Here is a 14,004-nt window from a genome sequence, read left to right on the forward strand (position 1 = left end):
CGTGGCCATGCCTGAGCCCGCGCCCGCCCAGGAGCCCGTATCCGCGCCGGCGCCGGGGCCCGTATCCGCGCCGGAACCCGTGCCGGGGTCCGCTTCCGTGCCTGAGCCGGAACCGCATCCGTCCGGCACCGGCGCCCCGGCCCCCGCACCGGACGCGCGGCGCCAGCCGCTGCCCGCCGAGGCACCCGGGCCGACGTCGTCGGACGCCTCCCAGGGCCGTGCGTTCAGCGTGCGGACCCTGGGGCAGGGCGTGCCCTTCGCGCAGCACCTCGCGCACCAGCAGAACCAGACGCTCGGCGGTGCCGGGCGGCGCCGTAAGCTCGCCGCCCCGCCCGACGCCGAGCCCCCGGCGCCGCCCGCCATGGCTCCCGTGCCGCCGCAGCCCGCTCCGGCCCCTGTTCCGCCGCAGCCCGCCGGTGCGCAGGGAAGCACCGTGCAGGGCCCCGGTTCCGGCCGGCTGCTGTCCCCGCCCGCCTCCGAGGGGCGTGCGTACGCCATAGGGGCGCCCGACGAGGGGGCCGAGGGTCCGGAGCCGCTGGACGGACCCGGTGGCGCCGTCGAGGTGGACAACCGCCCGCAGCCGCAGCCCGTCGACGACGAACTGCCCCCGGAACCGCTGGACAACCCGCGCCGGCTGCTCGTTTGGCCCGCGCCGGACGTCTCCACCCAGCAGGCCCTCAGCGACCGCGGGTACCGTCCGGTGATCGTGCACTCCCGCGAGGAGGTCGACGCCCAGATCGCCGCGTTCCCCGCCGCGCTGTTCGTCGACCCGCTGACCGGGCCGATCACCCGTACGGCGTTGCAGTCGCTGCGTCAGGCGGCCGTGGCGGCGGAGGTCCCGGTGCTGGTGACGGCCGGTCTGGGGCAGGCGACCAGGGAAGCGGCGTACGGTGCCGACCCCGCCGTGCTCCTCAAGGCGCTCGCCCCGCGCGACAGCGACCAGCATCCGCCGCGGGTCCTGGTCATCGAGGAGCACGAGGAGATCGCGCTGGCGCTGACGGAGACGCTGGAGCGTCGCGGTATGCAGGTCGCCCGGGCCTCGGGCGACAGCGAGGCGGTCGATCTCGCCACCCGGATGCGGCCGAATCTGGTGGTGATGGACCTGATGCAGGTACGCCGTCGGCGCGCCGGCATCATCGACTGGCTCCGCGCGAACGGCGCGCTGAACCACACACCGCTGGTCGTCTACACCTCGGCCGGCATGGAGGAGGCGGACCTGCCGAGGCTCGCTTCCGGTGAGACGGTGCTCTTCCTCGCCGAGCGTTCGACGAGCGATGAGGTGCAGTCACGGATCGTCGATCTGCTGGCGAAGATAGGGACGAACTGACGCCCGGCCGTCATCGGGCGCATGAGGCATACGGCGAGGGCGGTACGGGATCTTCCCGTACCGCCCTCGCGGCGTCCCAGGCCCCCGGCCGCGCACCGGACCAGGCGCCCGTCGTGAGGTGAGATCCCAGCCGCGCCCCGGACCCGTCGTCCGGCATCCGTCGTCCGGCATCCGTCGTCCGGCATCCGGCATCCGGCTTCCGGCGAGGTCCCAGCCGCACCCCGGGCCCGGCGCCCGTCGCCCCGCGTCCCCCGCCCGGCGTGAACGGGACCCGTCCCGCTCCCGGACGGCCGCCCTGATCAGAGCTGCGTGATGTCCAGCTCGCCCTCGGCGTACTGCCTGCGGATCACCTTCTTGTCGAACTTGCCCACGCTCGTCTTCGGCACCGCCGGGACGATCGCCCAGCGCTCGGGCAGCTGCCACTTGGCGACGGACCGGGCGAGGAAGGTCCTGAGCGCTGCGTAGTCGGCGGTGGCACCCTCCTTGAGGACGACGGTCGCGAGAGGGCGCTCGCCCCACCTGTCGTCGGGGACGGCGACAACGGCGGCCTCGGCCACATCCGGGTGCGCCATGATCGCGTTCTCCAGTTCGACGCTGGAGATCCACTCGCCGCCGGACTTGATGACGTCCTTGGCCCGGTCGGTCAGCGTGAGGTAGCCCTCGCCGCTGATCACGCCGACGTCGCCCGTCTTCAGCCAGCCGTCCTCGCTGAACTTGTCCTCGGGACGCAGGTCCTCGCCGTCCGCACCGCCGTAGTACGCACCGGCGATCCAGGGGCCGCGGACCTCCAGCTCACCGGCGGACTCCCCGTCCCACGGCAGGTGTTCGCCGCCGGGGCCGGTCAGACGCGCCTCGACACCGGCCGGGAAGCGGCCCTGGGTGATGCGGTACGGCCACTCCTGCTCGTCCGTCAGCCCGGCCGGCGGGTTGGACATGGTGCCGAGCGGCGAGGTCTCCGTCATGCCCCAGGCGTGGCAGAGCCGGACACCGAGCTTGTCGTAGGCCTCCATCAGAGAAGGCGGGCAGGCGGCGCCGCCGATGGTGACGCGGGCCATGGAGGACAGGTCGCGCGGCTCGGCGGTGACCTCGGCCAGCAGTCCCTGCCAGATGGTGGGCACGGCGGCGGCGTGCGTCGGCCGCTCCCGCTCGATCATCTCGGCGAGCGGTGCCGGCTGCAGGAAGCGGTCGGGCATGAGCATGTTGACGCCGGTCATGAACGTCGCGTGCGGCAGACCCCAGGCGTTCACATGGAACTGGGGCACGACCACCAGGGTCGTGTCCTTGTCGGTCAGCCCCATCGACTCGGCCATGTTGACCTGCATGGAGTGCAGGTAGATGGAGCGGTGGGAGTAGACGACGCCCTTGGGGTCCCCCGTGGTGCCGGACGTGTAGCACATGGCGGCCGCCTGGCGTTCGTCCAGCTCGGGCCAGTCGTAGGAGGTGGGACGGCCTGCGATCAGCTCCTCGCACTCGTGCACCCGGGGCGCGGCGCCGTCGAGCGCGGAACGGTCGCCGGGACCTGACACCACGACGTGTTCGACGGAGGGCAGGTGGGGGAGCAGCGGTGCGAGCAGCGGCAGCAGCGAACCGTTGACGAGGACGACCTTGTCGTCGGCGTGGTCGACGATCCAGATCAGCTGTTCGGCGGGGAGCCGCAGGTTGAGCGTGTGCAGCACGGCACCCATCGAGGGGATCGCCAGATACGCCTCGACGTGCTCGGCGTTGTTCCACATGAGGGTCGCGACCCGCTGGTCGCCTTCGACACCCAGCTCGTCGCGCAGGGCGTGCGCCAGTTGCGAGGCGCGCCTGCCGATGTCGGCGAAACTGCGCCGGTGCGGCTCCGGCTCGCCGGTCCAGGTCGTCACCTGTGACTTCCCGTGGATGGTCATCCCATGGTTCAGGATGCGGGTGACAGTCAGCGGTACGTCCTGCATGGTGCTCAGCACGGCGTCCTCCCGGTGGGCGCTACGCGGCAGTAAGGGTGCGCTGATTCTGCTCACATACCAAGCGGTATGTCACTACTTCCGGGAGGACGAATCCGTGTCGGCCGGCAGAGGCGGACCGCGGTGCGCCTCCGCACGAAGGGCGGGATCACCGGCGTCGCACGCGGGGCAGGATCACCGGCGCCGGAGCCGGGGCCTCCACCACGAAGGGCCCGCTCACCGTACCGGGCTGAGCTCCGGGCCCGCTCACCGTACCGGGCTGAGCTCCGGATCCTCGCGGAGTTTCCCGAGGGCCCGCGACACGGCGCTCTTGACCGTACCGACGGACACGCCCAGCACTTCGGCCGTCTGGGCCTCGCTGAGGTCCTCGTAGTACCTCAGGACGACCATCGCCCGCTGGCGGTCCGGGAGCTTGAGCACGGCACGCCACATCGCGTCGTGCAGCGACTGCTGCTCGGCCGGGTCCGGGGCGGGCGCGGCCTCCTTCTCGGGCAGTTCCTCGCAGGCGAACTCGTCGACCTTGCGCTTGCGCCACTGCGAGGTGCGGGTGTTCACCAGTGCGCGGCGGACGTATCCGTCGAGCGCCCGGTGGTCCTCGATCCGCTCCCAGGCGACATACGTCTTGGTGAGGGCGGTCTGCAGCAGGTCCTCGGCATCGCTCGGGTTCGCGGTGAGGGAACGGGCGGTGCGCAGCAGCACGGGACCCCGGGCCCGGACGTACGACGAGAACGAGGGATAGCGGCGGTGTCCGGCGGAGGCAGCGGCCGTCCTGGAGGCGCCGGCGCAGACTGGCGTGGTCATGGCTCCACGCTAGGAGCGGGCACGGGCGAGGGGATCGGCCCCAGGTCCCGAAGCCACGTCCGCCTCAGGTTGTAGGGGCCGGGCGGACCGCACCTCCTGAAGGTGGAGGTGGCAGGCCCCGCCCTCGGGGTCCTCACCCCGGGGACGCGCCCTCGCCGGCAGGGAAGCGGCCCGTGCGGCAGCGGCAGCGCCGCGGCCGCACGGGCCCGGGGCTCAGTTCACCCAGAGCGGGCCGAAGGTCAGGTAGACGTTGTACGTGGACTGGTCGATGTACGCGAAGGGCGAGTCGTCCACCTGGACCGTGTTGCTGTGGTTGGAGGCCCCGTCGCCGACGGCCTGCTGCTGCGACGTGGACGAATTGCCGAGGTTGTCCCCACCGACCCCGCCGGATCCGATGGTGGCCACCCCCGCGTTCGATCCGTCCTTCGCGAACGCGCCGTTGTCCGCCACCGCGACCCCTCCGAACAGGGCGGTGGCAAGGGGCAGAGCGGCGACGACGGCAAGCGCGCGAGCAGTACGGGTATGTGCCATGTCAATTCCTCCGGGGACCGAGAACGTGGCTCTGCACGGCTGATTCCGAAGCAGTCGGCCGACCGCCTCGGTACTGGTCACGACGTCGTGGGAGCAGAACTGCCCACCGCATCCCAGGCGAACCTCCCATGCCGCACCATTCCCCCGCGCGGGTGAGGAACAACCGATAAACCTCCCGCACGAGGAGAACACTCCGCCCTGGACGCCGAACCCTCTTCCCTTCTTCGAACGCTTGTACGAAAATAGCTCCATGGCCACCACCGACCGGCAGACCGCCACCCTGGCCCTGGCCCATGCGCTCTCCGCCGCCGGGCGCGGGCTCCCCGTCTTCCCGCTGTCCGCCACCAAGCTGCCCGCCCTGCGCTCCCCGCACCACGGCGAAGACCCGCCCGTGCAGTGCCAGGGCGCCTGCGGGCTGCCCGGTCACGGGGTCCACGACGCCACCACCGACCCGGCCGCCGTCCGCGCGCTCTTCGCCGCGGCACCCAGGGCCACCGGGTACGGCATCGCCTGCGGGCGTCCCCCGCACCGCCTCATCGGCATCGACCTCGACATCGACACGGCCCACGGCAACGACTCCGTGGCCGCACTCCAGCAGCTCGCCCTGCAGCACCTGTTCACCATCCCGGCCACCGTCACGGTGCTCACGCCCAGCGGCGGCAGGCACCTCTGGCTGACGGGCCCGCCCGGTGTCTCCGTGGCCAACTCCGCCGGCCGCCTCGCCCCCGGCATCGACGTACGCGGAGCGGGCGGCTACCTGGTCGGGCCCGGCTCGGTCACGGCCCACGGCAGATACCGGCTCGCCCCCGGCACGGCCCACCTGACGCCGGCCCCCTGCCCCCGCGCCCTCCTGCGCCTGCTCACGCCCCCGCCGCGCCCCCACCACCCCGCCGGCCGGGTCTCTCCCGCCCGGCAGGGGCAGGGCCTGGTCCAGTTCGTACGCGCCGCACACGAGGGCCAGCGCAACACCCGCCTGTTCTGGGCGGCCTGCCGCGCGTACGAACACGGCTTCGGCGACGCCCTCGCGGACGCCCTCACCGACGCGGCGGTCCGCACGGGCCTCACCGAACAGGAGGCCCGTGCCGCGATCGCCTCGGCCGCACGCCTGACCACCCCGCGACGGACCCTTTGATCACGCACGTCCCGTTGATCACGTATGTCTCGTTGCCGTTTCCCGGCAGCGGAGGGCACGTCCGCCCTGCGCGCACTCGCCTTGTTGCCGCACGCCGTCACCGCCGCAGAATGCGCCGGTGACGCTCCCCAGGACAGACACCCCCCGCCCCGGAAACCGCACGGAGGCCCGTGTCGCAGCGGTGTTCGGCATCGTGTGCCTGCTGGCGGCCGCCTGGCTGCTGGCCGGCATGCGTGGCGAACTCGGCGAGGAACGCGACTTCAGAGCAGCGGTCACCTGCGCCCCGGGTGCCCAGAAGAAGGACTGCCTCCAAACCGTCGCGGCACGCATCGACCGGGCCGACGGGGTGACGCGCCGCAGGACACCGTCGTACTGGCTGTACGTCACCGGGACGGACGGGTCCTCCAGCCGCACCCGGCTCCAGGGCAGCCCCGAGGGCCCTCCTTCCGCCCGGCCGGGAACGAAGGTCGAGGTCACGTACTGGCGGGACCGGATCCGGTACGTCGACTTCCCCTCGACGCGTCTTCCCACGAACGCTGATCCTCGCGACGGCTACAGGCTCTTCTGCGCCCTGGGCCTCGGCCTCGCCTTCTTGGGGGCAGCCTTCCTCTGGGGCTGCTGCTGGACGTCCCCCCGCCGCTCGTGGGCCCCGCTCAGGGCGTACCCCTGGCAGGCAGCCGTGTCGGCCGTGGGCGCGCTCTGCCTCACCCTCCTGGGGGCCGACGCACCTTGGGTCACCTCCGACGCCGGGTCGGCGTTCCGGCTCATCGCCGTGGGAGTCCCCGTGGTTCTGCTCGTCTGCCTGGCGGCTGCCACCCTTCTGAAGCGGCGGCAGAGCGGGGACGACACCATCGCACTGACGCCGTCCGTGCCGGTCGCCGAGGAGATCCTCGTCGGCCGTGTCCTCGGCACGACGCCGTATGCGGACAGCGGCGGCGGGTTCCTCGTGGCCGGCCCCGCCTGTCCGGCCTCCACGCCGGACCCGACCGGCTCCGCCCACCGCCGGGAAGTGCCGCGCACCCTCACCCCGGTCCGCGTGCGCCCGCCCTACCGGACCGACCCCGCCGACCGTCCTGACCACGGTGGCCGCGCCTTGGTCCTGGAGTGCGAGGACAACGGCGAAGAGGTGCTCATCGTCACCCGCAGAAGGCACATGCCCAAGGTCCTGGGCGCCCTCCAGCGCACCCCCGCCCCCGGCCCGCCCCAGCCGTCCCCCCGCTCCGGGAAGGAGCCGGGCAGACGTGGCCACCGAGGCACACCGGCCGGACACATGCGGTTCGGCGGGTCAGACACACGTTCGGCCTAATGCTCCCGGAAGCCGCAGGAGCTTGGGAAACGGGCCCGGCCGGGCTTCCGGGGAAGCTTTCACGTCTGCTGGAGTTGCACGGCCCTCCGACGTCACGCGACATGAGTACAAGACCCCCGTCCGGCAGGGGTCACAGAAGGAGGACCCATGCGTCGTATGACTATCGGTGCCGTCCTGACCGCCGCTCTCCTCGCGGGACCCGCTGCGGTCACCGCGGAAGCGCAGACGCCGGTGGCGATCCAAGCAGCTACCGCGCAGGTCACCCAGACCCAGGCACAGGACGACGACGACAAGAAGGACGATGACGGCGGAGGATGGGGGCTCTGGGGCCTCGCCGGCCTTCTGGGTCTGCTCGGACTCATTCCTCGTCGGCAGAAGACGCGCGACACGGGCACCTACCGAGGCACGGGAAGCGGCTCGCACCCCACCGACCGCCCTTGAGCCCGGACGGCCCCCAGCCGGGCAGCCCTCCAGCCGAACGGCCCCCGACCGGTGTTCCGGCCGGGGGCCGTTCGGCCGCGGTGGGCGTGGGATTCGGACCCACGGTGACCTCGCTGCCACGACGGTTCCCAAGCCCTTGCGCCGACCGGGCAGCTGCTGGGCTCTCCCCCAGGTCGGACGGGTGCCGGACACCCTGGCGGCACCGACCGCATCGTCATCGCGCCCGCTGCGTGTCCCTCGCTCGGGATCGTGCCGGCTGAACCGGAGGCCCGCCTCTTCAGCGACTCGGTCCACAGCCTCCCGCGAAGGTACGTTGTCCGTCATGGCCACCCAGATCTTCACCCTGGTCGGCGTCCTCATCGGCGCCCTGACGTCCTACTGTGCGACGGCAGTCGCCGAACGGGCCAAATTCCGCCGGGAGATGGCCACGCGATGGGACGAGCGGAAGCTCGACACGTACATCGAGTACGTGACGTGCATCAAGGAGATCCAAAGGGCTGGTCCGAGGTCTACGCGGTCCGTCTCCTGGACGCCCTGGACGGCAACGGCCCCCACGTGCGGAGCCACGACGGCAAGCAGCTCATCAAAGCGGGATAAGACTTTCTCTACTTCATCAAGACCCGCGCACGGCGCGGGCGCGCGCCGCCTCAGCGGCGCGGCCTGCCTCCTGTCTCCGCCCCGGCTGGCCGCGCCCGGCGCGCTCGTGCTGCGGGCGGAAGCGAGGAAGCCATCTGCGGCTTCAAGAGGATGCCTCCGGCGGGGGCGCTCAGACTCCGGGATGGGAGGGGCGCCGTTCGCGAGTGCCGGCCGGAACGGGGCGAGCGTCGTGGGGCTCCCATCCCGACCACCTTCGACCAGGCAGAGCCGAGCAGTCGCGGCCCAGGGCGTCAAGGTCGTTCGTACAGTGGCGCGCTCCACCTTGACGCCCTGAACCACGCCCACTCCACGGAGTGTGGGTCGAAGGCGGACGGGATGGGAGCCGGGTGAGCGGCGGGTTGAGGGAGACGGGACGTTTGCGCCGCTTTCCGTAGAGCCTGGCAAGGCGCTCGCACACAGCAATCGACTTCATCACGGCCTGCCAGACCAGAACTCACCTCAGCATCCGCCGGGTCCCAGCAACTGGCCAGAACGCCGCCTCGGGCCACGAATAGCGGAAGGCAAGTACAGGTACGGACGGCCCGGACGACCACGGCCCCAACCAGAGTGCAGATACGGCGTCTTGGACAGAGCCACGGTAACGAGCGACGCCCGCATGCCTTCGGCATGGAGAAGTTTGGACACTACACAGTCCGACAGCCCAGGGAAGCGGTAGAGTCCGGTCATTCTGGTAACTAGGGGGCCACGATGTCGTCGCAGGTAGTGTCGTACACGTTGGATGACCGGACAGTCGTCCAATTCGAGATTGAGGCCAGTGGTGACTTTCATCCCGTCGGAGCGGAGCAAGCGATCGGGCGCGTTCGGGATGCAGTGGAGCCCGCCGTCCTTGCCGCGAAGAGTGTTCTTGACCAAGTCAGGGCAATGAAACCTGGTCAAGTTGAGCTGAAGTTCGGCATCAAGGTGAATGGCACGGCTAACTGGTTGGTAGCGAAAGCAGCGACAGAGGCAAACTTCGAGGTCACGCTAAGTTGGTCTGATAGCGCCGAAGTTCAGAACCCTTCGTAGAAGTTACCTCCCGGAAAATCGACATGGAGAAAGAAAACATCAATAGGCCAGTCGATGATTCTTGGGTGGCCGCTATTCACCGAGCTCAGTCAGATTCCACCTCCATCGGCTCAGGTTTTACCTTGGACACCTACCGGGTCCTCACTTGTGCGCACGTCGTTCGTACGGTCGCGGATGCCGACGGGGAACTTTGGGTCGCGTTCCCTAAGGCTGATGAACGTGTAACTTCCCGCATTCGGGTATCTAATGTGAAGTTTCCATCTAGCGGCCTTGAACAGATCCAAGATGTCGCGGTATTGACGCTATCTTCCCCCATTCCTGGAGGGTGCACACCGCGCCTCCGCTGCCCTGCACCAGTTGACCTTGTCGGTCAAGAGTGGTGGGCTTTTGGTTTCCCAGGAGGCGACCTGCTGGGGAATTCTGCCTCTGGTACGGTTGGCGAATTTCTTGGATACGGTTGGGTACGCCTGGACACCACGTCGCGATACACCGTGAAGAATGGCTTTAGCGGATCTCCGTTGTGGTCTCCGGACTATGAGGCGATCGTCGGAATGGTGGGTCAAGCCACCGGAGATCGTGGAGATGCGCGGGCGATCTCGCTCAGACAAATTGATAGAATCCTTCCGAACGAGAAAATTGGAGATCTTGCTGGCTGGACAGCGGAGGCAGCCGGCGAGACTGCTCTTTCGTCTTGGGGATGGTCTCTGCGCAATGACCCCGAGGCTGGCCGACATTGGCGACCACGCGCACGCGGCGTCAGCATCGAGACAGAGCAAGGGTTCCGCTTTCGCGGTAGATCGACAGCGCTTTCTAAAATTGTCACTTGGATTTGCGAGGAACCGGTTCGCAAAGCCCTTGTGGTTACGGGATCTCCCGGCGTAGGGAAATCGGCCGTCCTAGGACGCATTGTCACAACAGCCGATGCAGAAATCGCTGCTGCTTTGCCGGACAGCGACGCCGCTATCCGAACCCCAATCGGGTCCGTACACTGCGCCGTACACGCTAAGGGGAAAACTGCTCTAGATGTCGCTGTCGAGATTTCAAAGGCGGCTTCTGCGGCAATCCCTGAGGATATTGATTACCTGCCAGAATACCTACGTGAAGCGCTCACAGATAGACCAAACAGCTCTTTCAACATCGTGATTGATGCACTCGATGAAGCAACCACTGGGCAACAGTCACGCTTGATCGTCCGTCGCATTTTGGCCCCCCTGGTTGAGACCTGCGCCCACCTCGGTGTTCGCATAGTAGTAGGAAGTCGGCGTCGGGATGACACAGGCGACCTACTTGGAGAGTTTGGCCGCGCAATAACCGTTCTCGATCTAGACGATCCGAGCAATTTCAAGCAGGAAGATCTGGAGGCATACACCCTCGCGACCTTGCAATTGACAGGGGACGAGCGCTCCGATAGCCCTTATAGCAATGATGAAATCGCTTGGCCAATTGCTCAAAAAATTGCGGCAATGGCTGACCATAATTTTCTCGTGGCAGGGCTCGTTGCAAGGTCTCACGGATTGCACGATGCGGAGGCGGTTGCTCCTCTGGAAATCTCATTCACCCCCACCGTCGATGGCGCTCTCCGTGACTACCTTGACCGAATCGAACCAGTCGGGGGATGTCGATCCGACTTGATTCTTGCAGCTCTAGCTTTTGCGGAGGCGCCGGGATTCTCCATCACATTGTGGCGCATAGCCGTTGAGGCCCTCAGTGGGCAACCTTTTACGGCGAATAATCTCTCTGCTTTCGCGCACTCGTCGGCGGCAAACTTTCTCGTGGAGACGAACGCGGATCAAGGCGATGTTGTCTATAGACTTTTCCATCAAGCGTTGAATGACACTCTAATAGATTCCCGATCTGAGCTATATTCACGGAAGTCAGATGAGAGTGCACTCGCCCAAGCAATGATTACTGAGGGCGTGAAGAGTCGATGGGCCGATACGGATCCCTACCTTCGTCGTTCGCTTGCTAGACATGCAGAGCTGGGTGGTGTTCTCGACACGCTTCTGGAAGATGATAGATACCTGCTATATGCCGACCTTCGGCGACTGGTCCCTGTGACAGATAGAGTGGATTCAGAGCTCGCACGGCAAAAAACTAAACTGATCCGTCGTACGCCACGCGCCCTAAATTCCGGGCACGCTGAACGAATTGGGCTGTTGAGCGTGACCGAAGCACAGCAGCAGCTCGGTCGTTCTTTTCAAGATCTAGACGAAGCAGCGCCCTACCGAGCCAGTTGGTCATCCGTAATTCCTGGATCAGAGGAGGCTCTCCTCGAAGGCCACACTCGCTGGTCCTACATTCTGTGTTCATTCGAGGTAGCGGGCCAGCATCTCCTTGCCAGTGCCGGCGGTGATCGAACTGTGCGCATCTGGGACCCGGTTCTTTGTGAAGTCATCCACGTTCTTGAGGGTCACACGGACGAGGTGCGGGCTATTACGCAAGTCCGTCTAGGCGACCTGGATTCTCTGGCCACTGCCGGGCGGGACGGAACGATTCGGTTCTGGGATCCAGTCTCCGGTGATCTATTGCATAGCTTGGATGGCTTCCCGGAGGGCTTCTCAACCCTGAATTCTCTCGTATTCGGTACCCAGGGCGTCCTGATCGGGGCTTCTGCTGTCGAAGCTGAAGTCTCACTAATTGATCCTACCGATGGGGCCATCATTGGGGCGCTCCAGAGGCACGAAGATTGGGTATCTGACATATGCGAGGTGAGTGTTTCCGGCCGAAGGTTCGTCGCCTCATGCAGCGAGGACGGGAAGGTTCATCTCTGGAATCTTTCAGAGTCGAAAATACATCTGACGATTTCTCTTGGACATTGGGAATGGGCTAGATCTCTTTGTTCCATCGAAGTTGGCGGGCGTCAATTTCTCGCAGGTGCTTGCTATGACGGAGCCGTTCGTCTATGGGATCCGCTTGACGGAGCATTGGAAAGAGTTCTTATTGGGCATGAAGGCTCGGCACTAACCATCTGTGAAGTAAAATTGAGCGGCAAGTCAGTACTAGTCAGCGGTAGCGATGATCAGACGTTGCGAATTTGGGATCCAAGTACAGGACAAACACTAAAGGTTCTCCACGGGCACACTGATTGGATCTATTCCGTCCGTGCGGTGGGTTCTCATGAGCGCGGCCGACTGGCCAGCACCGGTGATGATCGATCGATTAGGCTATGGGATCCTGAGACTGGGGAAGAAAAGACTCTGGTTCAAGACGCAGCGGCCGACTCATTTGAATTGGCCTGCGTGCTGCAGGGATCGAATGGGCCTGAATTTCTAACTGCATTGGCCGGTAATGAGGGCGTGGTCATTCGCAGTTCAGTAAATGGACAGATTCAGCAGACCATTCCATCACAAGCCGTCTATTCCATGTGTGAACTCTCAGTAGGCGGAAGTCCGAGACTTGCGGTCGGCGGTAGCCGTTTCATCGAACTGTGGAACCCTGAGACTCTCTCTAAAACATACTCATGGCCCCTCTCTGGCTATGGCTCGCAGGTGTCTTCACTCTGCACGCTGAAGGTTTTCGATGATGTATTGATGGCAGGGGCAGTCAGGAATAGCATTCTCTTCTGGGGGCTATCGCACAATTCACCTGTGCATCAAATTCGACTGAATCTTAACGTTCGAGACATATGCCCCGTCCCAATGGATGGGCGCAAGTTTCTTTCCTGCTTGGGTTACAACGGACAGGTCCAAATCGTCAACCCAAGAACCGGCGAAGTTATTTCTGAACTGGCAGTAGGGCAGAATTCTACCGTGCAGTGCCTGATCCAGGTGGGCGGCCGAGTATTGCTGTCCACGGGGAGCGACGAAGGTGTTATTCAGCTTTGGGATCCTGAAAATGGCAAACGGGTTGGCGTGCTTGAAGGGCACTCGGCGCGCTTGGTAAATATTTGGCCATACAGCAAAATGGGTCATAGCGTCCTCGTCAGCGCAGGTAATGATAGATCTGTCAAAATTTGGGATCCCATTCGACTTCAATGCCTAGCAGATATTCCCTTGTACCATTCCATAACCTGGGCCAGTCAAGTGGGCGATACGATCATGCTTAGTCTGAATGCTGGCATGTTCGGCATCGCGATCGACATTCTCCACATGTACTGACATCGATAGGAGGAACAGGTTTACCTGGCGACAGAGAGGCTCTGTCCTGACTGCGCACGCGAGTTGAGAGCATTCTCTAGCAACTCTGGATATCGGCGATGCAAGTGAGGAAGCGGGGCGGCAGCGGTTACTTCGACGCCGAGGGCAGCTCAGTAAAGGAGCGCATAGTTTCAGGTCAAGGCCTGAATGAGGTAAATCAGACGATGATTCCCAATCTCACAGCACTCAAGGTGACTTACCCACCGGCTGACGGGGCTTTCCGCATCGCCGGGCACAGTGCGGCAGGGAGGGGAACCCCTGGTTCTGTGCTCGGGCCCCCTCCCCACGTAGCATGAGGTTTTCTGCTGGTCAGCGTCTATTCAGATTCGGTGAGGCTCGCCCACGGGCACGAGTTGTTCGCGGCCGACCGCGACACGCAGCACGTCCTTCAGGGCGCAGGCCAGGGCATTTCCTAGACGGCGGAGTTGAATCGGATCCGCGTCCTCGTCGTCGAGGGTTTCCGATGCCATCTTCAACAGTTGTTCAGCCGTGCCAAGTTGGATGGCTTCGATGTTGTCCGCCAGGCGGGACATGTAGCCGTCCGGGTCGTCCGTGCTCAGGTAGCAGGGCTTGCCCCCCGGGCCCGACCACGGGAGGAGTCGAAGTTCGTTCGGTGTTGTCATCCTTGGTTTGGCCTCTCGTTGAGCACGTGATGGGCGGTGAAGACGGCATCGACTCGGTCTCCCTGAAAGGCAAGGAGCCCGGCTTCAACGACGCGACCATTG

10 protein-coding genes and 2 pseudogenes are annotated in these 14,004 nt (G+C 65.7%); 7 read left to right on the forward strand and 5 right to left on the reverse strand.

Translation table 11 applies throughout. The features are described 5' to 3' along the window. On the forward strand, nt 1-1,327 hold a 1,327-nt coding region (locus tag VN520_RS20780), incomplete at its 5' end, for a response regulator (RefSeq protein ID WP_325748439.1). Between the two features lie 299 nt (nt 1,328-1,626). On the opposite strand, the gene VN520_RS20785 is transcribed toward VN520_RS20780, so the two are convergent. The 3 genes from VN520_RS20785 to VN520_RS20795 form a co-directional block, all read right to left on the reverse strand. Further along, complete coding sequence (locus tag VN520_RS20785; RefSeq protein WP_325748448.1) at nt 1,627-3,273, reverse strand: long-chain fatty acid--CoA ligase; 1,647 nt, start codon at nt 3,271-3,273, stop codon at nt 1,627-1,629. Nucleotides 3,274-3,516: 243 nt separating this feature from the next. After that, nucleotides 3,517-4,071, reverse strand: a complete 555-nt coding sequence (locus tag VN520_RS20790; protein ID WP_325748440.1) for a SigE family RNA polymerase sigma factor — start codon at nt 4,069-4,071, stop codon at nt 3,517-3,519. A 213-nt stretch (nt 4,072-4,284) separates the two neighbouring features. Then, complete coding sequence (locus tag VN520_RS20795) at nt 4,285-4,602, reverse strand: hypothetical protein (protein WP_325748441.1); 318 nt, start codon at nt 4,600-4,602, stop codon at nt 4,285-4,287. A 250-nt stretch (nt 4,603-4,852) separates the two neighbouring features. On the opposite strand from VN520_RS20795, the gene VN520_RS20800 reads away from it, so the two are divergent. The 6 genes and pseudogenes from VN520_RS20800 to VN520_RS20825 all read left to right on the forward strand — a co-directional run bounded on the left by VN520_RS20800 (nt 4,853) and on the right by VN520_RS20825 (nt 13,240). Continuing rightward, nucleotides 4,853-5,734 (forward strand): bifunctional DNA primase/polymerase, encoded by an 882-nt coding sequence (locus tag VN520_RS20800; protein WP_325748442.1) that lies wholly within the window; start codon nt 4,853-4,855, stop codon nt 5,732-5,734. A gap of 118 nt (nt 5,735-5,852) precedes the next feature. Next, nucleotides 5,853-7,040, forward strand: coding sequence for a hypothetical protein (locus VN520_RS20805; RefSeq protein ID WP_325748443.1), 1,188 nt, complete (start codon nt 5,853-5,855; stop codon nt 7,038-7,040). Between the two features lie 147 nt (nt 7,041-7,187). Continuing rightward, entirely contained in the window at nt 7,188-7,481 is a 294-nt protein-coding gene (locus VN520_RS20810) for a WGxxGxxG family protein (RefSeq protein WP_325748444.1), read from the forward strand. Nucleotides 7,482-7,982: 501 nt separating this feature from the next. After that, nucleotides 7,983-8,078 (forward strand): annotated as a pseudogene (locus VN520_RS20815) (NUDIX hydrolase); the annotation flags it as partial. 747 nt (nt 8,079-8,825) lie between these two features. Next, complete coding sequence (locus VN520_RS20820) at nt 8,826-9,143, forward strand: CU044_2847 family protein (RefSeq protein ID WP_325748445.1); 318 nt, start codon at nt 8,826-8,828, stop codon at nt 9,141-9,143. A 23-nt stretch (nt 9,144-9,166) separates the two neighbouring features. Then, nucleotides 9,167-13,240, forward strand: a complete 4,074-nt coding sequence (locus VN520_RS20825) for a trypsin-like peptidase domain-containing protein (protein WP_325748446.1) — start codon at nt 9,167-9,169, stop codon at nt 13,238-13,240. Between the two features lie 359 nt (nt 13,241-13,599). Here the strand turns inward: VN520_RS20825 and VN520_RS20830 are convergent, their stop codons facing one another. Next, the gene (locus VN520_RS20830; protein ID WP_325748447.1) at nt 13,600-13,902 is read right to left on the reverse strand and encodes a hypothetical protein; all 303 of its coding nucleotides are present in this window, start codon (nt 13,900-13,902) and stop codon (nt 13,600-13,602) included. Next, nucleotides 13,899-14,004 (reverse strand): annotated as a pseudogene (locus VN520_RS20835) (GntR family transcriptional regulator); the annotation flags it as partial. The pseudogene VN520_RS20835 and the gene VN520_RS20830, both read right to left, overlap by 4 nt.

Origin of the sequence: Streptomyces sp. (genome assembly GCF_035563135.1) — a bacterium.
In the GTDB taxonomy this organism is placed as follows: domain Bacteria; phylum Actinomycetota; class Actinomycetes; order Streptomycetales; family Streptomycetaceae; genus Streptomyces.

Coding starts and splice junctions, on each gene's coding strand:
- VN520_RS20825 (WP_325748446.1), top strand. CDS start 9,167: ATGGAGAAAGAAAACATCAATAGGCCAGTCGATGATTCTTGGGTGGCC.
- VN520_RS20790 (WP_325748440.1), bottom strand. CDS start 4,071: ATGACCACGCCAGTCTGCGCCGGCGCCTCCAGGACGGCCGCTGCCTCC.
- VN520_RS20810 (WP_325748444.1), top strand. CDS start 7,188: ATGCGTCGTATGACTATCGGTGCCGTCCTGACCGCCGCTCTCCTCGCG.
- VN520_RS20800 (WP_325748442.1), top strand. CDS start 4,853: ATGGCCACCACCGACCGGCAGACCGCCACCCTGGCCCTGGCCCATGCG.
- VN520_RS20820 (WP_325748445.1), top strand. CDS start 8,826: ATGTCGTCGCAGGTAGTGTCGTACACGTTGGATGACCGGACAGTCGTC.
- VN520_RS20830 (WP_325748447.1), bottom strand. CDS start 13,902: ATGACAACACCGAACGAACTTCGACTCCTCCCGTGGTCGGGCCCGGGG.
- VN520_RS20795 (WP_325748441.1), bottom strand. CDS start 4,602: ATGGCACATACCCGTACTGCTCGCGCGCTTGCCGTCGTCGCCGCTCTG.